15 protein-coding genes and 1 other RNA gene are annotated in these 18767 nt (G+C 72.5%); 10 read left to right on the forward strand and 6 right to left on the reverse strand.

Translation table 11 applies throughout. The annotated features are described in order from the left end of the window. The first annotated feature begins 23 nt into the window (after positions 1–23). Positions 24–396: a transfer-messenger RNA gene (ssrA, locus tag ACIA77_RS46195) on the forward strand. Between the two features lie 203 nt (positions 397–599). On the opposite strand, the gene ACIA77_RS46200 is transcribed toward ssrA, so the two are convergent. Then, positions 600–1496 carry a LysR family transcriptional regulator gene (locus tag ACIA77_RS46200; RefSeq protein WP_395892544.1) on the reverse strand — a complete coding sequence of 299 codons (897 nt, stop codon included), beginning with the start codon at positions 1494–1496 and terminating at the stop codon, positions 600–602. Positions 1497–1595: 99 nt separating this feature from the next. Between ACIA77_RS46200 and ACIA77_RS46205 the strand changes: the two genes are divergently transcribed. Then, complete coding sequence (locus ACIA77_RS46205; RefSeq protein WP_395892545.1) at positions 1596–2825, forward strand: MFS transporter; 1230 nt, start codon at positions 1596–1598, stop codon at positions 2823–2825. Positions 2826–2989: 164 nt separating this feature from the next. Next, positions 2990–4792, forward strand: coding sequence for a gamma-glutamyltransferase (gene ggt / locus ACIA77_RS46210; protein WP_395892546.1), 1803 nt, complete (start codon positions 2990–2992; stop codon positions 4790–4792). 66 nt (positions 4793–4858) lie between these two features. On the opposite strand, the gene ACIA77_RS46215 is transcribed toward ggt, so the two are convergent. Beyond that, on the reverse strand, positions 4859–5653 hold the full coding sequence (locus ACIA77_RS46215; RefSeq protein WP_395892547.1) for an IclR family transcriptional regulator: 795 nt from the start codon (positions 5651–5653) through the stop codon (positions 4859–4861). A gap of 140 nt (positions 5654–5793) precedes the next feature. Between ACIA77_RS46215 and hutH the strand changes: the two genes are divergently transcribed. The 5 genes from hutH to hutI are packed head-to-tail and all read left to right on the forward strand — an operon-like array spanning position 5794 to position 12617. Continuing rightward, positions 5794–7320 (forward strand): histidine ammonia-lyase, encoded by a 1527-nt coding sequence (gene hutH, locus ACIA77_RS46220; RefSeq protein WP_395892548.1) that lies wholly within the window; start codon positions 5794–5796, stop codon positions 7318–7320. A gap of 2 nt (positions 7321–7322) precedes the next feature. Then, complete coding sequence (gene hutU / locus ACIA77_RS46225; RefSeq protein WP_395892549.1) at positions 7323–8990, forward strand: urocanate hydratase; 1668 nt, start codon at positions 7323–7325, stop codon at positions 8988–8990. Next, positions 8987–10183 (forward strand): allantoate amidohydrolase, encoded by a 1197-nt coding sequence (locus ACIA77_RS46230; RefSeq protein ID WP_395892550.1) that lies wholly within the window; start codon positions 8987–8989, stop codon positions 10181–10183. The genes hutU and ACIA77_RS46230 overlap by 4 nt, the downstream gene beginning before the upstream one ends. Then, positions 10180–11484, forward strand: coding sequence for a formimidoylglutamate deiminase (locus ACIA77_RS46235; protein ID WP_395892551.1), 1305 nt, complete (start codon positions 10180–10182; stop codon positions 11482–11484). Before ACIA77_RS46230 ends, ACIA77_RS46235 begins: the two co-directional genes overlap by 4 nt. Further along, entirely contained in the window at positions 11472–12617 is a 1146-nt protein-coding gene (gene hutI, locus ACIA77_RS46240; RefSeq protein ID WP_395892552.1) for an imidazolonepropionase, read from the forward strand. Before ACIA77_RS46235 ends, hutI begins: the two co-directional genes overlap by 13 nt. 5 nt (positions 12618–12622) lie before the next feature. Here the strand turns inward: hutI and ACIA77_RS46245 are convergent, their stop codons facing one another. Next, a complete protein-coding gene (locus tag ACIA77_RS46245; RefSeq protein WP_395892553.1) occupies positions 12623–13483 on the reverse strand; it encodes an alpha/beta fold hydrolase in 861 nt (286 codons plus the stop codon). Between the two features lie 819 nt (positions 13484–14302). Then, positions 14303–15670, reverse strand: coding sequence for a nitrilase-related carbon-nitrogen hydrolase (locus tag ACIA77_RS46250; protein WP_395892554.1), 1368 nt, complete (start codon positions 15668–15670; stop codon positions 14303–14305). Between the two features lie 781 nt (positions 15671–16451). Between ACIA77_RS46250 and ACIA77_RS46255 the strand changes: the two genes are divergently transcribed. Then, positions 16452–17582 carry an anion permease gene (locus ACIA77_RS46255; protein ID WP_395892556.1) on the forward strand — a complete coding sequence of 377 codons (1131 nt, stop codon included), beginning with the start codon at positions 16452–16454 and terminating at the stop codon, positions 17580–17582. Between the two features lie 11 nt (positions 17583–17593). Then, on the forward strand, positions 17594–17815 hold the full coding sequence (locus ACIA77_RS46260) for a hypothetical protein (protein ID WP_395892557.1): 222 nt from the start codon (positions 17594–17596) through the stop codon (positions 17813–17815). Here ACIA77_RS46260 and ACIA77_RS46265 read toward each other — a convergent pair. Both ACIA77_RS46265 and ACIA77_RS46270 read right to left on the reverse strand, forming a co-directional pair. Beyond that, positions 17797–18525 (reverse strand): hypothetical protein, encoded by a 729-nt coding sequence (locus ACIA77_RS46265; protein ID WP_395892558.1) that lies wholly within the window; start codon positions 18523–18525, stop codon positions 17797–17799. The genes ACIA77_RS46260 and ACIA77_RS46265 overlap by 19 nt on opposite strands. Then, positions 18522–18731: a hypothetical protein gene (locus ACIA77_RS46270; RefSeq protein WP_204091233.1), complete on the reverse strand. Its 210-nt coding sequence runs from the start codon at positions 18729–18731 to the stop codon at positions 18522–18524. Before ACIA77_RS46270 ends, ACIA77_RS46265 begins: the two co-directional genes overlap by 4 nt. Positions 18732–18767 lie beyond the last annotated feature (36 nt).

Consider the following 18767-nt stretch of genomic DNA (forward strand, 5'->3'; position numbering starts at 1 on the left):
AACAGGTTGTGTACCACCTACAAGGGGGTGAACGGTTTCGACTTTGGACGTTGAGTCAGGGGAAGCGTGTCGGTGCAGGCGAGAGACCACCGCAAGCGTCATCGCAAACCAATAAGCGCCAAGGCCAATAGCCAGCGCGACTTCGCTCTTGCTGCCTAAGTAGCAGAGTGAGTCTGTCGGCCCGGGATCGCCTCCGACCCGGTCGCCGGCATCAGCTAGGAGGCTTACCGCCAGTCCCGGCCGCGGGTCCTGGTTGGGAAGCAAACAGCGGCTGGGCCCGTCACTCCAGCTTGTTCACGTGACTGGAGGGGCCGAGTAGAGACAGAGTGGACTGCACACGGAGAAGCCCTGTCAAGACGCCAGAGGACCCGGGTTCAATTCCCGGCACCTCCACAAGATTGGCCGGCTCATGCTCACTGGGAGCGTGAGCCGGTTTTCTTGTGTCGGGGTTGTTTGTGGGGGCGCGGCCCCCACACCCCGCCCGGGGAGGGCCCCGGACCCCCATCGCGGTGGGTGCGTTGGTGGGGTCGGTGCCGGTTGGCATCAGGTGTGGGTGCGTTGGTGGGGTCGGTGCCTGTTGGTGAGGGGGAGCCAGGGGGTCAGGCAGGCGGGGTGGGGCGGTGGGCGTCGGTGAGGTCCAGGAGGGCGCGGAGCTCGGCGGTCGGGGGGCGGCGGGACGACGTGGCGGCCGACAGCGTCCAGTCCGGCACCTGATCGGCGGGCCGCACGAGCTGCGTGCCCGGGGCGTCGCGGGCGGCGAACTCCGGGACCAGGGCCAGGCCCAGGCCGTGGCCGACGAAGGCCGCCGTGGAGGCGAGGTCGGCTGATTCCACCGTCACGCGCCGGTGGACGCCGGCGCCGGTGAAGACGGTGTCGGCGAGGTCGCGCAGGCCGGAGCCGAGGGGGAAGTCGACGAAGGGTTCCTCGGCGAGTTCGTGCAGGCGGACCTGTTTGCGCCCGGCCAGCCGGTGGCCGTCGGGCACGAGCAGCACGAGCGGGTAGGACGCCAGCGGACGCGCCGTCAGGCCCGCCGGCAGGCGCCGGACCACGGACAGGAACGCGACGTCCAGCTCGCCCGCCAGCAGGCTCTGCGCGAGGCCCGCCGAACCGGTCGACGAGAGCCGCAGCCGGATCGCGACGTCCGGCCACTGCGCGTGGAACGCGCCGACCAGCGCGGGGAAGTCGATCAGCAGCACGGCGGTGGTGGCGCCGACGTCGAGCGTCCCGCTCAGGCCACCGCTGCCGGCGCGCACGGCGCTCTCCCCGGCGCGCACCGCGGCCAGCGCCGCGCGGGCTTCGGGCAGCAGCGCGTGCCCCGCGGCGGTGAGCGCGACCCGCTTGCCCGACCGGTCGAACAACGCCGAGCCGAGCTCCTTCTCCAGCGCCCGCACCGTCGCGGACACCCCGGACTGGACCACGTGCAACCGGGCCGCCGCGCGCGTGAAGCTCTGCTCCTCGGCCACGGTCACGAAGTACTGCAGATGGCGAAGTTCCACGCACCCATCATCATAAATACTGCTGATCAACAGCAAAAATCATCACTTTACGTGACTGACCACTCGGCCAATACTCGAAAGGAGAAAGGAGCTCACGAAATGACTGTGGTCCCCGCTCCGGAAGCGGTCCCCCGTGGCCGCCTGGAGGTCTCGCACAGAACGGGTTTCTGGTTCGCCGCGGTGGCCTTCACGATCCTCATGGCGTTCGGCACCGCCCCCACCCCGCTGTGGCCGCTGTACGCGGCGCACGACGGCTTCAGCACCACCACGCTCACAGTCGCCTTCGCGATGATGGTGATCGGCGCGAGCGTCGCGTTCGCGTGCTTCGGGCACCTGTCCGATCTGTTCGGCCGCCGCGTCGTGGCCGCGTCCTCGCTGGTCGTCGCGATCGTCGCGTCGGTCACGCTCGCGCTGTGGCCCGAGCTGCCGGGGCTGCTGCTCGGCCGCTTCCTCAACGGCATCAGCACCGGGCTCATGGCCTCGACCGCCACCGTCTACCTGCACGACCTCCACGGCCACGCCCGGCCGCACCGCGCGTCGTCGCCGCTGCCCGCGGTGGTGTCGACCATGGCGACGCTCGGGGGCCTGGCCCTCGGCCCGCTGGTCGCCGGGTGCGTGGCGCAGTGGAGCACCGACCCGTTGCTGATCACGCAGGCCGGCTTCGGTGTGGCGCTGCTGCTGTGCCTCGGGCTGGTGCTGGTCACGCCGGAAACGCTCGAGCGGCGCACGGTTGCGAAGAGCCGGTTCTCGCTGGTGCACCGAGGGCACCTCGGGTTCAGCGCCGCGTCGGGCACCGCGTTCTTCTCGTTCGCCATCCTGGGGCTGCTCAGCGCGATGGGCGCGAAGGTGCTGCAGGACGAGCTGCACCTCGGTTCGCACTTCATGGCCGGGTTCGCGCCGTTCCTCATGTTCGGCGCGTCGGCGCTGGGGTTGCTGCTGCTGTGGTCGTTCAGCGTCGGGCAGACGCTCGTCGCCGGCATGGTCGTGGCGCCGATCGGGCTGGCGCTCGTCGTGGTGTCGCTGGTCCACCCGCTGCTGTGGCTGTACCTGCTCGCGCTCGTGCTGGCCGGCGCCGGCTGCGGGGCGCTGTTCAAGGGCGGCGTCGGACGGACGCACTCGGTGGCGGTGCCGCACGCGCGCGCCGGCGTGCTGGCCACGTTCTTCGTGATCGCCTACCTCGGCATGGGTCTGCCGCCGATCCTGTTCAGCCTGACCCTCGCCTCCGCTGGGCTCGCCGCGGCGATGGCGGTGTTCGCCGTCGTGCTGTCGATCGGCGCCGTGATCGCGGCGACGATCGGGGCGCGCTGGCGCGCAGTCGAGCAAGGCTGATCCGGCGTCCGGCGCAACCACCCTAAATCCGGCTCAAGACCGCTTCCTGTGTGAGCTCACCGGTGGTAAACCTCCCGTCACATGCTCATCGGCGAGCGAACGGCGTGCGCTGCCCCTCGCCGGGAGTCCCGGAAGACCGTTGCAGGTCTGAGAAAGGGAGTGCAATGAGCCGACGTCGAACACTCACCGCCCTGCTGTCCGCGGGGTTGACCGCAGGCCTGGTGGCCGCCGCCGCGCCGGCGGCCTCGGCCGGCCCCGGTGGCCCGGACAAGCAGCCGGTCGCCGAGGGTTACGGCGGGGCGGTCGTGTCGGACACCGTCGAATCCACGCAGGCGGGCATCGACGTCCTGCGCCGGGGCGGGACCGCCGCCGACGCCGCCGTCGCGGTCGCCGCCACGCTCGGGGTCACCGACCCGTACGTCGCCGGGCCCGGCGGTGGCGGGTACTTCGTCTACTACGACGCGAAGACCAAGCGCATCTCGACCATCGACGGCCGCGAGACCACGCCGGAAGCGGACAAGTCGGACATGTTCATCGACCCGGCCACCGGGCAGCCCTACGCGTTCGAGACCGCCGTCGAGAGCGGCAAGTCGGTCGGCGTGCCCGGCATGGTCGCCACGTGGCAGCGGGCGTTGCAGCGGTGGGGCAAGTTCAGCCTCGCCGACGACCTGCGGCCCGCCGTGAAGGTCGCGGACCACGGGTTCGTGGTGAACCAGACGTTCGCGGACCAGACCATTTCGCTCAAGGACAAGCTGTCGCACTTCGCGCCCAGCGCCGCGCTGTTCCTGCCGGGCGGTGCGGCGCCGAAGGTCGGTTCGGTGTTCCGCAACCCCGACCTCGCCGAGACCTACCGCCAGATCAGCCACCAGGGCATCGGGGCGCTCTACGGCGGTTCCGTCGGCCGTGACCTGGTGAAGACGGTGCAGAACCCGCCACTGGCGAAGGACGCGCCGATCAAGCCGATCCCCGGCCCGATGCAGCTGTCGGACCTGCAGGCCTACCGCGCCCTCGACGGGTCGCCGACGCACGTGAACTACCGCGGGTACGACGTCTACGGCATGGCGCCCTCCTCCAGCGGTGGCATCACGGTCGGGGAATCGCTGAACATCCTGGGCAACTTCGATCTGTCCAAGATGGACCGGGTGCAGGCGCTGCACCACTACCTGGAGGCGAGCCGGCTCGCCTTCGCCGACCGCAACCGCTACATCGGCGACTCCCGCTACGTGCAGGTGCCGCAGCAGCAGCTGCTGTCGAAGCAGTTCGCGGCCACGCGCGCGTGCCAGATCGACCCGGGCAAGGCGGGGCAGAGCCCGGTCGCGCCCGGTGACCCGTACTCCACCAGTGGCGGGTGCACGACGGGCACGGCGGCGTCGTCGGACAGCAACGAGCAGCACACCAACCACTTCGTGGTGAGCGACAAGCAGGGCAACGTCGTGTCGTACACGAACACGATCGAGCAGCTCGCGGGCAGCGGCATCACCGTCTCCGGCCGCGGCTTCCTGCTCAACAACGAGCTGACGGACTTCAACTTCGCGCCGACGCAGGGCACCGCGCCCGACCCCAACCTGCCCGCCCCGGGCAAGCGGCCGCGGTCCAGCATGTCGCCGACGATCGTGCTCAAGGACGGCAAGCCGGTGCTCGCGGTCGGTTCGCCGGGCGGGGCCACGATCATCACGACCGTGCTGCAGGTCCTGGTCAACCGGCTCGACCTCGGCATGAGCCTGCCGGACGCGATCGCCGCGCCGCGCGCGTCGCAGCGCAACGCCAAGACGAGCGACGCGGAGCCGGCGTTCCTCGCGCAACCGACCACGGCCGGGCTGCAGGCGCTGGGCCAGAGCTTCACCAACGTCGGCTCGATCGGCGTCGCGGCCGGGCTCGAGTTCGAGCGCGCCGGCAAGATCCTCGCGGCCGGTGAACCCGTCCGCCGGGGCGGCACCTCGGCGATGGTGGTTTCCACGCACCGCTGAGCCGCTGGTCCGACCGGCCCGCTGCGCCGTCCTCGACCAGGACGGCACAGCGGGCCGGTTTCGTCGCTACGGTGTGGTGCCGCCGATGCGGACGGTCAGTTCGGCGGCTGCTTCCGCGACGGCCGCGGCGAAGTCCGGGAACGTCTCGCCGCACGGGCCGTCGCCGGGGCTGTCGTCGGGGCAGAGGTGGCGCAGCGTCACGGAGATCGACGCCAGCGGGCGGGCGCCGTGGTCGAACACCGGGGCCGCGACGGAGGCGAACCCGTCGGTCACGTGGCCGTCTTCGACGGACCAGCCGAGCCGCTGTTCCGCCGCCAGCGTGCGGCGCAGGGCGGCCAGTGAATCGGGTCCGCGGCTGGTCCGCAGCACGAACGAGCCCGCCGTCGGGAACAGCGCGCGGACGTGCGCCGCGGGCAGGTGGCGCAGGATCGCGCGCCCCGACGCGGTGAGCTGCGCGGGCAGGCGGACTCCGACGTCGGTCACGAGGGTTTCGGGCCGCGCGGGGCGTTCCTTGATCAGGTACAACGATTCGTTGCCGTGCAGCACGCCCAGGTGGGCGGTGTGACCGACGCGGTCCACGAGCTTGCGCAGCAGCGGCCCGGCCAGCCGTTCGAGCGGGTCGTGCCGCAGGTACGCCGAGCCGAGCTCGAACGCGGCGATGCCGAGGCCGTAGCGCCGTTCGGCGGGCAGGTGGGCGACGAAGCCGGCGGCGGTCAGCTCGTTGAGCAGGTGGTAGGTCGTCGAACGCGGCAGGTGCAGGTCGCGGGCCACGGTGGCCGCGGAGACGGGGCCGGCGTGGCGCGCGAGCAGCCGCAGCACGGCGAGGCCGTTGCGGAGCGCGGGAACGTCCGAACTGCTCACCCGGCTCCTTCCCGAAGAGTGCACGAGCGGGACACTCGTGCCAGGCACCGATGCTTCAACCTCGTGTTGTCTTGAATACCAGACACTACCGCGAACTTCGGCCTCCCGCCGGGGGCGCTGATCGTTGTCCAATGACTGACATGCCGGAACCAGTGCTCTTGGGCTCGAAGCCGATGACCGCGGCCGACGTCGTCGACGTCGTCCGCGGGCACGCGCACGTCGGGCTCGCCGAGGCGGTCGAGAAGAACCTCGTCGCCACCCGTCAGCACATCGAGGACCTCGCGCACGCGACCTCGCCCACGTACGGCGTCTCCACGGGCTTCGGCGCGCTCGCCACGCGGCACATCCCCGTGGAGAGCCGCACCGCGCTGCAACGCAGCCTGATCCGTTCGCACGCGGCGGGCGCCGGGCCCGCGGTGGAGACCGAGGTCGTCCGCGCGTTGATGCTGCTGCGCCTGCGCACGCTCGCCAGCGGTTACACGGGCGTGCGCCCGGAGACGGCGCAAGCGCTTGCGGGCTTGCTCAACGCGGGGATCACGCCGGTCGTCCACGAGTACGGATCCCTCGGCTGCTCGGGTGACCTGGCCCCGCTGGCGGCGGTCGCGCTCGCGCTGATGGGCGAGGGCGAGGTGGACCACGACGGAGCGCGCAAACCCGCCGCCGAGGCGCTGAAGGCGGCCGGCCTCACGCCCGTCGTGCTGGCGGAGAAGGAAGGCCTGGCGCTCACCAACGGCACCGACGGCATGCTGGGCATGTTGCTGCTGGCGGCTGCCGACCTGCACCGGCTGCTGGACATCGCCGACCTCACCGCGGCGATGAGCGTCGAAGCGCTGCTGGGCACCGACCGGGCGTTCGCCGCGGACCTGCAGGCGCTGCGGCCGCACCCCGGCCAGGCGACCAGCGCGGCGCGGATGTTCGCGGCGCTGCAGGGGTCGAAGATCGTCGAGAGCCACCGCGGGCCCGACTGCAACCGCGTACAGGACGCGTACTCGCTGCGGTGCGCGCCGCAAGTCCACGGCGCCGCGCGCGACACGCTCGCGCACGCCGAGCTCGTCGCCGACCGCGAGCTGCGGTCCGCTGTGGACAACCCCGTCGTGCTGCCCGACGGGCGGGTCGAGTCCAACGGCAACTTCCACGGCGCGCCCGTGGCGTATGTGCTCGATTTCCTCGCCGTGCCGGTGGCCGATGTCGCCAGCATCGCCGAGCGGCGCACCGACCGGATGCTCGACAAGGCGCGGTCCCACGGGCTGCCGCCGTTCCTGGCCCACGACCCGGGCGTCGACTCCGGGCACATGATCGCCCAGTACACGCAGGCCGCCTTGGTCAGCGAGCTCAAGCGGCTCGCGGTGCCCGCGTCGGTCGACTCCATCCCGAGCAGCGCGATGCAGGAGGACCACGTCTCGATGGGCTGGTCCGCGGCTCGGAAGCTGCGCAAGGCCGTCGACGGCCTGACGACGGTGCTGGCGATCGAGTTGCTCACCGCCGCCCGCGCGCTCGACTTCCGCGCACCGCTCGAACCGTCGCCGGTCACCGGCGCGGTGCGTGACCTGCTCCGCACGAAGGTCGCGGGCCCCGGCTCCGACCGCCACCTGGCGCCCGAGATCGCGGCCGCCGAAGAACTCGTCCGCTCCGGCGCCGTCCTGGCCGCCGCCCGTCTGGAGGTCTGAGAATGTCCCGCACCGTCCGCGCCGCGCGCGGCACGCAGCTCACCGCGAAGTCGTGGCAGACCGAAGCCGCGCTGCGCATGTTCCACAACAACCTCGACCCCGAGGTCGCCGAGCGCCCCGAGGACCTGGTCGTCTACGGCGGCACCGGCAAGGCCGCGCGCAACTGGGCGAGCTTCGACGCGATCACGCGTGAACTGACCACTTTGGACAACGACGAGACGCTGCTCGTGCAGTCGGGCAAGCCAGTCGGCGTGTTCCGCACGCACGAGTGGGCGCCGCGCGTGCTGATCGCGAACTCGAACCTCGTGGGCGACTGGGCGACCTGGCCCGAGTTCCGCCGCCTCGAGCAGCAGGGCCTCACGATGTACGGCCAGATGACGGCCGGTTCGTGGATCTACATCGGCACGCAGGGCATCTTGCAGGGCACCTACGAGACGTTCGCCGCCGTGGCCAAGAAACTCGCTTTGAAAGGACGCAGTGGAGGCACGTTGCGCGGCACGCTCACCGTCACCGCCGGTCTCGGCGGGATGGGCGGGGCTCAGCCGCTCGCGGTGACGATGAACGACGGGGTGGCCCTCGTCGTCGAATGCGACCCGCAGCGCGCGCACCGCCGGGTGGAAACGCGTTACCTCGACGAGGTGGCCGACGATCTCGACGACGCCATCCGCCGCGTCACCGCCGCGAAGAAGGAGCGGCGGCCGCTGTCGGTTGCCGTCGTGGGCAACGCCGCGGAGGTGCTGCCGGAGCTGCTGCGCCGCGGCGTCGAGGTGGACATCGTGACCGACCAGACCTCGGCGCACGACCCGCTGTCGTACCTGCCCAAGGGCGTGAGCGTCGACGACTGGCACGACTACGCGGCCAAGAAGCCCGACGAGTTCACCGACCGGGCGCGCGAGGCCATGGCCGACCACGTGAACGCGATGCTCGGTTTCCTCGACGCCGGCGCCGAGGTCTTCGACTACGGCAACTCCCTGCGCGGCGAGGCGAAGCTCGGCGGCTGCGAGCGAGCGTTCGACTTCCCGGGCTTCGTGCCCGCCTACATCCGCCCGCTGTTCTGCGAGGGCAACGGCCCGTTCCGGTGGGCGGCGCTCTCGGGCGACCCCGAGGACATCGCGGCGACCGACCGCGCGATGCTCGAGCTGTTCCCGGAGAACGAGTCGCTGGCGCGCTGGATCAAGCTGGCCGGCGAGCGCGTGGCGTTCCAGGGCTTGCCGGCGCGGATCTGCTGGCTCGGCTACGGCGAACGCCACCTCGCGGGCCTGCGGTTCAACGAGATGGTGGCCAGCGGAGAGCTGAAGGCCCCCGTGGTCATCGGGCGCGACCACCTCGATTCCGGCAGCGTCGCGTCGCCGTACCGCGAGACCGAGGGCATGGCCGACGGCTCCGACGCGATCGCCGACTGGCCGCTGCTCAACGCGCTGGTCAACACCGCGTCGGGCGCGAGCTGGGTGTCGATCCACCACGGTGGTGGCGTCGGCATGGGCCGGTCGATCCACGCGGGCCAGGTGACCGTCGCGGACGGCACGCCGCTGGCCGCGCAGAAGCTGGAGCGGGTGCTGACCAACGACCCGGGCACGGGCGTGATCCGGCACGTCGACGCCGGTTACGACCACGCCGCCGAGGTCGCCGACGAGCGCGGCGTGCGGATCCCGATGCGGGACAAGGCGTGACGGCCTCCGGGCTCCTCGACGAGATCGCCGGCGTCGGGCGCGACGGGAAGCGCGGCGGCTATTCGCGGCACGCGTTCGACGCGCCCGAACACGATCTGCGCACGTGGTTCGTCGAACGCGCGGAGCGGCTGGGCCTGGCCGTGGAGACCGATCGCAACGGCAACATCTGGGCCTGGTGGGGCGCGCCGGGGCCGGACGCCGTGGTGACCGGCAGCCACCTGGACTCGGTGCCGGGCGGCGGTGCGTTCGACGGGCCGCTCGGCGTGACGAGCGCTCTGACGGCCGTGGAGGCGTTGCAAGCCAAGGGGTTCCGGCCGGCCAAGCCGTTCGCGGTAGTCGTGTTCACCGAGGAGGAAGGCGGCCGGTTCGGCGTGCCGTGCCTCGGCTCGCGGCTGCTCACGGGCACCATCAGCGCGGACCGGGCGCGAGCGCTGCGCGACCCGGACGGCGTCACGTTCTGGGAGGCGGCCGCGAAGTCCGGGCTCGACGTGGACCGGATCGGCGCGGAGCCCGACCGGCTGGGGCTCATCGGGCGGTTCCTGGAGCTGCACGTGGAGCAGGGCCGGGGGTTGATCGACCTGGGTTCGCCGGTGGCGGTCGGCAGCACGGTGATCGCCCACGGACGGTGGCGGTTCTCCTTCGCCGGCCAGGGAAACCACGCCGGCGCGACGCTGATCGCCGACCGCGTGGACCCGATGCTGCCGGCGGCCGAGACCGTGGTCGCGGTGCGGCGGCTGGCGAAGGTCCGGTCCGACGCGCGGGCGACCGTCGGCCGGCTGGTGCCGACGCCGGGTGGCACGAACGTCATCGCGTCCACTGTGGACCTGTGGCTCGACGCGCGGGTGCCGGGCACGGTCACCCCCGAGCTGGTCGAGGACATCACCCGGGCTGCCCAGGCGGCGGCCGAGGCGGAGGGGTGCGAGCTGACCGTCGCGCGCGAGTCGTATTCCGACGACGTCGTGTTCGACGAGCGGCTGCGGCGCGACCTGGGGGAGTGGCTCGGCGGCGTGCCGGAGCTGCCCACGGGCGCGGGCCACGACGCGGCGATCCTGGCGGAGTTCGTGCCGGCCGGAATGTTGTACGTGCGCAACCCCACGGGCATCAGCCACTCGCCGGAGGAGTTCGCCGAGGCCGACGACGTCGAGGCGGGCGCGCGGGCGCTGGCCGAGGTGCTGGAGCGGCTGGCGGGATGACCACGTACTGGTGCGAACGGGCGTGGCTGCCCGGCGGGATCGCGGACGGCGTGCTGGTGGACGTGCGCGACGGGGTGATCACGGCGGTCACGCCCGGGGCGCCGCGGTCCGGGACCGTGCTCGCCGGGCTCACGGTGCCGGGGTTCGCCAACGGCCACTCGCACGCGTTCCACCGCGCGCTGCGGGGCCGGACGCACCACGAGCGCGGCACGTTCTGGACGTGGCGCGAGCGCATGTACTCGCTCGCCGCGCGGCTCGACCCGGACGCCTACCACCGGCTCGCTCGGGGCGTCTACGCGGAGATGGTGCTCGCGGGTTACACCAGCGTCGGTGAGTTCCACTACCTGCACCACGCGCCGGGTGGGCGGCCGTACGCGTCGCCCAACGCCATGGGTGAAGCGTTGCGCGAGGCCGCGCGCGAAGCCGGGATCCGGCTGACGCTGCTGGACACGTGTTACCTCGCGGGCGGCATCGGCGTGGCGCCGGACGAGGTGCAGCAGCGGTTCTCCGACGGTTCGGCGCAGCAGTGGGCTTCGCGGGTTTCGGAGCTGGCGGAGGACGACTTGTTCCGCGTCGGCGGGGCGATCCACTCCGTGCGCGCGGTGCCGGGCGCCGACCTGCCGACGGTGGACGCGGCGGTGCCGGCCGGGCGGCCACTGCACATCCACCTGTCCGAGCAGCGGGCGGAGAACGAGCAGTGTGAGGCGGCGTACGGCTGGACGCCGACGGGTCTGCTACAGCACCACGGCGTGTTGGGTGACCGGATCGTCGCCGTGCACGCGACGCACCTGACCGATCAGGACGTGAAGTGGCTGGGCGACGCGCGTGCGGCCGCGTGTTTCTGTCCCACGACCGAACGCGACCTCGGCGACGGCATCGGGCCCGCGCGGCAGCTGCTCGACGCGGGTGTGCGGCTCGGGGTCGGCAGCGACAGCAACGCCGTGGTCGACGCGTTCGAGGAAACCCGCGCGCTGGAGCTCGACGACCGGCTGGCGAGTGAGGAACGCGGCCGGTTCACGGCCGAGGAGTTGCTTGCGGCGGGCACGGATCACGCGTCCGTCGGGTGGCCCGAGGTGGGGCGGCTGGCGGTCGGTGCCGGGGCGGACCTGGTGACGGTAGCGCTGGATTCGGTGCGCACGGCGGGGATCGAGCCGTCGGGCGTCGTGTTCGCCGCCGGGGCCGCGGACGTGCGGCACGTGGTCGTCGCGGGCCGGGACGTGGTGCGTGAGGGCCGCCACGCACTCGTCGAGCGACCGGAAACCGTACTGGCGGAGGAGATCGAGGCACTGTGGCAGTTCTGATCACGGGAATCGGTGAGCTCACCACCAACGACGCCGAACTGGGCAAGCTGTCCGGCGCGGCGCTGGTGCTCGACGGCGGGGTCGTCGCGTGGGCCGGGCCGGCCGCGCGGGCGCCGGCCGCGGACGAGCGGGTGGACGTCGAGGGGCGGGCCGTGCTGCCGGGGTGGGTGGACAGCCACACGCACCTCGTGTTCGCGGGTGACCGCACGGCGGAGTTCGAAGCGCGCATGGCCGGAAAGCCCTACACCGCGGGCGGAATCGCCGTGACGGTCGGGGCGACGCGGGAAGCCTCCGACGAGCAGCTGGCGGCGAACCTGCGCCGGCACGTCGAGGAGGCCGCGGCGCAGGGGACGACGTGCCTGGAGACCAAAACCGGCTACGGGCTGACGGTCGAGGACGAGGCTCGTTCGGCGCGGATCGCGGCGGAGGTGGCCGACGAGGTCACCTACCTCGGGGCGCACCTCGTGCCGCTGGGCGCCGACGCGGAGTCCTATGTGGACCTGGTGTGCGGCGAGATGCTGGCCGCCGTGGCGCCGCACGTGCGGTGGGCCGACGTGTTCTGCGAAACGGGCGCGTTCGACGAGGCGCAGTCGGCGCGGGTGCTGAAGGCGGCGGCGGAGCGCGGGCTCGGGTTGCGGGTGCACGGCAACCAGCTGGGTGAAGGTCCCGGCGTGCGGCTCGCGGTGGAGCTCGGCGCGGCGAGCGTGGATCACTGCACGTACCTGAGTGCCGAGGACGTCGAGGCGCTGGCGGCGTCGGACACGGTGGCGACCTTGTTGCCCGCGTGTGATTTGTCGACCCGGCAGGCGCTGGCGCCGGCGCGGCGGTTGCTCGAAGCCGGGGCGACGGTCGCGTTGGCCAGCAACGCGAACCCGGGCAGCTCGTACACGACCTCGATGGCGTTCTGCGTGACGACAGCGGTGCTGCAGATGCGGATGACCGTCGAGGAGGCCGTGTGGTCGGCCACAGCCGGGGGCGCGCGGGCGCTGCGGCGCGACGACGTCGGCTACCTGCGGCCGGGCGCGCGGGCTGACGTGCACGTGCTGGACGCGCCTTCGGTCACGCACCTCGCGTACCGGCCCGGGGTGCCGCTCACGCACGCGGTGTGGAGGCGGGGTGAGCGGATGCGCTGAGGGGATCAGCCGTGTGCTGACAGGTGCTCGAGCAGGAGCGGGCTGACGCGGTCGGCGGCTTCTTCCGGCAGCCAGTGGCTGGCGTCCTCGAAGATCTCGAAGCGGTACGGGGCGTCGACGAACTCCGCGGTGTTCGTGGCGGCCGTGCGGCCGAGCTTGGTGTCCTGGCCGCCCCACCCGTAGAGGGTGGGGACCGTGATGCGGCCGGCGGGGACGGTGAAGTCGTCGTCGGTGGCGCCGCGGTACCAGTTGAGGGTCGCGGTGAGGGCGCCCGGTTCGCTGAGGCGGGCGCTGTTGCGCTCGACCTGGTCGTGCGGGATGCGGCCGGCGTAGGCCGCGCGCAGGCGGGCCGCGCCGTCGGCCAGCAGCGAGGCTTCGGCGACGCCGCCGGGGGCGCGGAAGAAGCGGACGTAGTCGAGGTCGCGGTTCTGCTGCTCCTCGGCCCGCGCCGCGCCCTGCAACGCGGCGGGGTGCGGGGTCGCGAGCACGCTGAGCGACTTGAGCCGTTCGGGGTGCCGCGTGGCGAGCACCCAGGCGACCATGCCGCCCCAGTCGTGCGCGACGAGGTGGAACCGCTGCTGCCCGGGGCTCAGAGTGTCCGCAAAGGACAGTGCGTCGGCCACGAGGGCGTCGATGGAGTAGTGCTCGACACCGGCGGGCCGGGCCTCGCGCGCGTACCCCCGCTGATCCACGGCGACGGCACGCCAGCCGGCAGCGCTGAGGGCGCGCAGTTCGGCCGTCCAGGAGTCGGCGAACTGGGGCCAGCCGTGCAGCAGCAGCACGAGCTCACCGTCCTGCGGCCCCGCCGCCAGCGCGCTGTGCCGGCGCCCGCCGGCCTCGACGGTCAGCTCCCGCAACTCCGTCACCACCGAGCCCCCACCGGCCGCGACTGGCGGGTGACCCGGGTACCTCGCGCGATCATGCCCCCACCGTAATCCGCGACGATCTTGCTCCGCCAGGCGCCGCTGGGCAGGGCCGGTGCCCTCATTCGCCGCCGGCGGGGCGGTGCTGCTCCTCGCGCGGTGTGGGCGGTCGGAGCGGCCCGGCGCCCTGCGCCGCCATCTGGTGCGGGGCCCTGCGCGGCGGGCTGGGGGAGCTCGTTGGACAGCGCTGGGCAGGGCCGGTGCCCTTACTCGCCGCCGGTCGGGCGGGGCTGCTCCTCGCGCGGTGTGGGCGGTCGGAGCGGCCCGGCGCCGTGCGCCGCCATCCGATGTGGCGTCCTGCGCGGCGGGCTGGGGGAGCTCGTTGGACAGCGCTGGGCAGGGCCGGTGCCCTTACTCGCCGCCGGTCGGGCGGTGCTGCTCCTCGCGCGGTGTGGGCGGTCGGAGCGGCCCGGCGCCCTGCGCCGCCATCTGGTGTGGCCCCCTGCGCGGCGGGCTGGCTGAGCTCATCGGACAGGCGCCGTGGCTCCCCGGTGTGTGGTTTGCGCGGGGCGATCCGTCCGGCGCTCTGCGCGGCTCGCCGGCGCGGGTCTGCGGGCAGGTAACGCGGCAGTCCGAGGCTATTGCTGCGCGGGGTTCGTCCGGAGCTCTGCGCCGCCTGGCTTGTCCGGACCAGCGGGACGGCGCTCCGGGCGTGTGACCGCGTGGCTGGTTGGTCCGGCCCCCTGCGCGGTCGGCCGGCCTGGGTCGCCGGAGTGCTCCGTGGCGACCCGGCGAGTGGCTGCGAGGGCGCTCGGCGCGGGGCTACGGCGTCTGGCTCTCCCGGCGTGTGCGGCGGACCGTGAACGCGAGGCCGGTCACGGCGACGAGGGCGCAGAGCCACGCGAACCAGTCGCCGAAGCGGCTGTAGGGGGTGTGGCCGGGGCCGAGGGGGACGTCGGCGAGGGTGGTGGCCATCGGGGTGGCGCCGGTGCGGGTTTGGGCGAGGACGTGGCCGGTGGCGTCGCTGAGGGTGGGGGTGCCGCGGGCGGCGCTCCAGGCCACCGCGGTGCCGCTTTCGACGCCGCGGAGCAGGGCGGTGCGGCTGTGCTGCCAGCCGTCGGTGTCTTCGTCGGAGGCGGGGATGAGGAGCAGGCCGGTGCCGGCGCGTCCGTAGTCGCGGGTGGGGGAGGGGCCGTTGACGTCCATGCAGACCTCGAGGCCGATCGGCCGGCCCTCGAGGTGGGCGAGGTCGTGGCCGGGCGTGATGGGCGACGAGCCGTTGCGCCACTTGCGGTATTCGACGACCGGGCCGGCCGGGGGCACGTCGAGTGCGGTGTTGTAGGTGTGCTGCGGGTCCTTGACGATCGCGCCGGTGACGACGTGCAGGTTCTTGGTGCGGGCGACGTCCGCGAGGGGACCGGTCAGGCTCGCCAGCCGGGCGCGGTCGGTGCCGAACGCGCCCTCGGGCAGCACGGCGATGCGGACGTCGGGCGGCAGCTGCCCGAGCGCGTCCACATAGGACTGGAGCACGCGCTGCCCGGCGGGTGTCGCCGGATCCGGCGCCCAGTTCGGCTCGCTGCGCGCGACGACGGCGACGCGCACGTGGTCCGGTGCGGCGGGCGGCGGCTGCGCGCCCCAGACGAGTGCCGCGGCGACGGCCGCCGCCGTCACCACGGTGATGCCGGTGCGCGCCGCCAGGCGGACGCCGGGAGCCAGCGCCGCCGCGAGCGCGGCCGGGGCCAGCAGCACGAGGTACTCGACGCCCCACCCGCCGGTCACCGACGCCAGGCGCAGCACGGCGGGCTCGTCGCCCTGGCTCGTCACGAACGTCCCCATCACGCCGAACGGGTTCGTCACCGCGACGGCGTACAGCGCGGCCGTCCACAGCGCGGGCGTCGCCACACCGGCGAGCACGGGCCTCCCGACGCGCACGAGCCGCCGGAACAGCGCCACCGTGGCCGCGAACAACACCGGCGACCCCACCAGGATCGCGACCGCCCCGGGCAAGGGGATCGACTGCGAGTGCAGGAAGTAGCTCCAACTCCCCGCGCTGCCCCCGAAATACGCCAGGAACGCGGCCGTCACCGCCGCCCCCGCCCCGACTCGCGGCGCCACCACCAGCACCGGCAAGGGCGCGACCCACGCCAGCGCCGCCACGGGTTCGAACCCCAACCCGAAGTGCACCAGCACGCCCGACACCACAGCGGCGGCCAGCGCCCACGCCCACCCCCGGCCCCGACCGGCTGTCGCCGCTCCACCCGGAAGGCGCTTCCCACCGCTGCCGGCGGCGGGAAGCGGGTTCGTGCCACGTCCATCGCCACCCAGCGCATCCCCTGCGGTGTCTTGTCTCGTGAGGATGGGCGAAGCACTTTCACCGGAGGCGGGCGCACGACCGGCATGCGGGTTCGTGCCGCCCCCATCGCCTCGTGGGTCGGCGGCCGCCTCGCCCGAGCGTCGAAGCGCGTTCCACGCGCGTTCTTGTCTTGCGGGGATGGGCGGACCACCTTCACCGGAGGCGCTCGCCTGGCCGGCACGCCGTTTCCCGCCGCCACCAATACCGGTCGCCGCGGAATTCGGGGTGGGGGCGAAGTCGAGCTTCCCGGTGGGTTCCGGTGGAGTGCCGGTGCCACGGAGGTGGTGCGGACCGGTCATCGCGAGGCCCCTTTCGTCGCGGAAAGCCCCACCGTCGCAGGGAAAGTGGCCGAGGGCACTGGGCTGGGCCGCAGTGTTCGTGGTGGAGCCAGCCCTACCGTGAACCGCGCAAACGCACTAAACAAAACGAACCAGGCAAACCGGAAATGGGCTTACGCGCCAACGGTTCGTTGATCACCAGGTGAACGCGGGAAAAGGGTCTGCCCATCAGTTCCCTCGTTCACGCAGAGTTCAATCAGTGGCCATTGCGACGAGATCAGCGCTCCCCCGGGTGATCGGTAACTTCACCATGGCACGACCACCGAGCTGGAGAAAGCCCATGGACTTTTCCTTGATCGTCCTGGTGGTGATCGTCGCGGCGCTCGCCTTCGACTTCACCAACGGGTTCCACGACACGGCCAACGCGATGGCCACTTCAATCGCGACGGGAGCTCTCAAGCCGAGAATCGCCGTCGCCATTTCGGCCGTGCTGAACCTCGTCGGCGCGTTTCTTTCGATCGAGGTCGCGAAGACGATTTCCGGTGGCATCGTCGACGACACGAAGGTGACGCCGGTGGTGATCTTCGCCGGGCTCGTCGGCGCGATCATCTGGAACCTCGTCACGTGGCTCGTCGGGCTGCCGTCGAGTTCTTCGCACGCGCTGTTCGGCGGGCTGATCGGCGCGACGTGGATCGCGTCGGGCGCGGACGCCGTGCACTTCGGCAAGGTCGTCGAGAAGGTCCTGATCCCCGCGGTCGCGTCGCCGATCGTCGCCGGGATCGTGGCGCTCGTCGGCACGTTCCTCACCTACCGCATCACTTCGAAGGCGAAGGAAGGTGTCGTCCGCAGCAGCTTCAAGACGGGTCAGGTCCTTTCGGCCAGCCTCGTTTCGCTCGCGCACGGCACCAACGACGCGCAGAAGACGATGGGTGTCATCACGCTCACCCTCATCGCCGGCGGCACGCTCGCGCCCGGCTCGAACCCGCCGCTGTGGGTCATCTTCGCCTGCGGTCTGGCGATCGCGCTCGGCACCTACCTCGGCGGCTGGCGCATCATCCAGACCATGGGCAAGAAGCTCACCGAAATCCAGACGCCGCAAGGCTTCGCGGCCGAGACGAGCTCCGCGGCCGTGATCCTCGCGTCGTCGCACCTGGGCTTCGCGCTCTCGACCACCCACGTCACCTCGGGCGGCGTCATCGGTTCCGGCCTCGGCCGCAAGCTCGCCGAGGTCCGCTGGGGCGTCGCGGGCAAGATGGTCATCGCGTGGGTGCTCACGCTGCCGGCCGCCGCCATCGTGGGCGCCGTCGCCGCGGCGATCTCGACGCGCGGCAGCTGGGGCACGGTCGTCGTCGGCGCCGTCGGTGTGCTCGTGGCCCTGGGCATCTGGCTCACCTCGCGCCGCAACCCGGTGACCGCCGAGAACATCAACGACGAGCCCGAAGCCGCGCAGCCGGCTCCGGTCGCGGCCTGAGGGAGCGGGAGATGGACATCAACTGGGGCTCTCTGGGGCTCGTCTTCGTCGTCGCCCTCGCCGCGGCGGTGGTGCTGACGGTGCTGTTCGCCTACGGCGTCCGCGGCCTCGCGGGCCGCGAGGTGGCCCGCGAAAGCGGCGGCAGCGGCGTCGGGCAGCTGACGGGTGCCATCGTGTGCTTCGCCGTGTGCGCGGCGGTGGTCGTGTACGGGATCTACTTGATCGTCGCCTGAGCGCGCGAGCGCAGTTCGCCGGGAAGCTCGTCGAGCAGCGGGAGCACCGCTTCTCGGCGAGCTTTTCCCAGGTGTGCCAGCACGTCGAGCGCCGGCTCCCACAACGACTCGTCGGCGGCGGCCGTGCGCACCAGCCGGGCGGGCCGGTCGGCGGGCAGCAGGCCCAGCACGTGGTCGATGCGGCTCTTGTCGTCGAGCACGTACGCGGTCCGCAGCAGCGCGGCGTCGTCCAGCACGTCGAGGCTGCGCCGCACGGTCGGGTCCGGCAGGTGCCCGACGAACCGGCCGAGCGTGATCCAGTCCCCCCGCCGCGTGAGCTCGCCGGTCACCGCGACCACGGTGTCGAGCGGGATGCGCGTGATGATCGACGTCGCGCGCCGCGGGTCCAGCTCCGCGGCCACCGAGGCGAGGAACTTCGGCGGCAGCCGCTTCGCGACGTCCACCCCTCGGGAGACGTCGACCAGCCCGGCGATCCGCGCGCACAGCAGCGGGCCGAACACCTTCTCGGCGATCTTCGCGACCACCGGCGCGGGCAGCAGCCGGCTGGCCAGCGCCATGCGTTCGAGCACCACGAGGTTCGCGTCGAACAGCGTGGTCGTGACCTGTTCGCGGAACAGCTGCAGGTCGGCGGGGTCCACGTCGCCCAGGTAGGTCAGCCGGGCCGGCTCGACGTCGAGCACGCGCGCGAGCTTGAGGATTTCCGGGTTCACAGGCCCACCGCCTTGCGGACGGCGCCTCGCAGGAGAGCGGGTACGTACTTCAGGCCTTCCTCACCCGCCCGGGCGAGGGCCTTGGCCTGCCGGTGCCGCGCGTCGCGCAGGGCGGCGGCGAGGTCGCGCCGGGCGTCCTCGGGCAGGGCTTCGATGCCCTCGGGCAGGGGGCCGCCGAGCTGCTCGGCGAGTGTGCGCTCAGCCATGGTCAGCCATTTTGCCCCAGCTCTTGACTTTCGACA

This window comes from Amycolatopsis sp. NPDC051903, assembly GCF_044452505.1.
In the GTDB taxonomy this organism is placed as follows: domain Bacteria; phylum Actinomycetota; class Actinomycetes; order Mycobacteriales; family Pseudonocardiaceae; genus Amycolatopsis.

What these genes read in the sequence shown, in the direction of transcription:
- ACIA77_RS46205 (WP_395892545.1), top strand. Translation starts at nt 1,596, where the DNA reads ATGACTGTGGTCCCCGCTCCGGAAGCGGTCCCCCGTGGCCGCCTGGAG.
- ACIA77_RS46235 (WP_395892551.1), top strand. Translation starts at nt 10,180, where the DNA reads ATGACCACGTACTGGTGCGAACGGGCGTGGCTGCCCGGCGGGATCGCG.
- ACIA77_RS46270 (WP_204091233.1), bottom strand. Translation starts at nt 18,731, where the DNA reads ATGGCTGAGCGCACACTCGCCGAGCAGCTCGGCGGCCCCCTGCCCGAG.
- ACIA77_RS46260 (WP_395892557.1), top strand. Translation starts at nt 17,594, where the DNA reads ATGGACATCAACTGGGGCTCTCTGGGGCTCGTCTTCGTCGTCGCCCTC.
- hutH (WP_395892548.1), top strand. Translation starts at nt 5,794, where the DNA reads ATGCCGGAACCAGTGCTCTTGGGCTCGAAGCCGATGACCGCGGCCGAC.
- hutU (WP_395892549.1), top strand. Translation starts at nt 7,323, where the DNA reads ATGTCCCGCACCGTCCGCGCCGCGCGCGGCACGCAGCTCACCGCGAAG.
- ggt (WP_395892546.1), top strand. Translation starts at nt 2,990, where the DNA reads ATGAGCCGACGTCGAACACTCACCGCCCTGCTGTCCGCGGGGTTGACC.
- ACIA77_RS46255 (WP_395892556.1), top strand. Translation starts at nt 16,452, where the DNA reads ATGGACTTTTCCTTGATCGTCCTGGTGGTGATCGTCGCGGCGCTCGCC.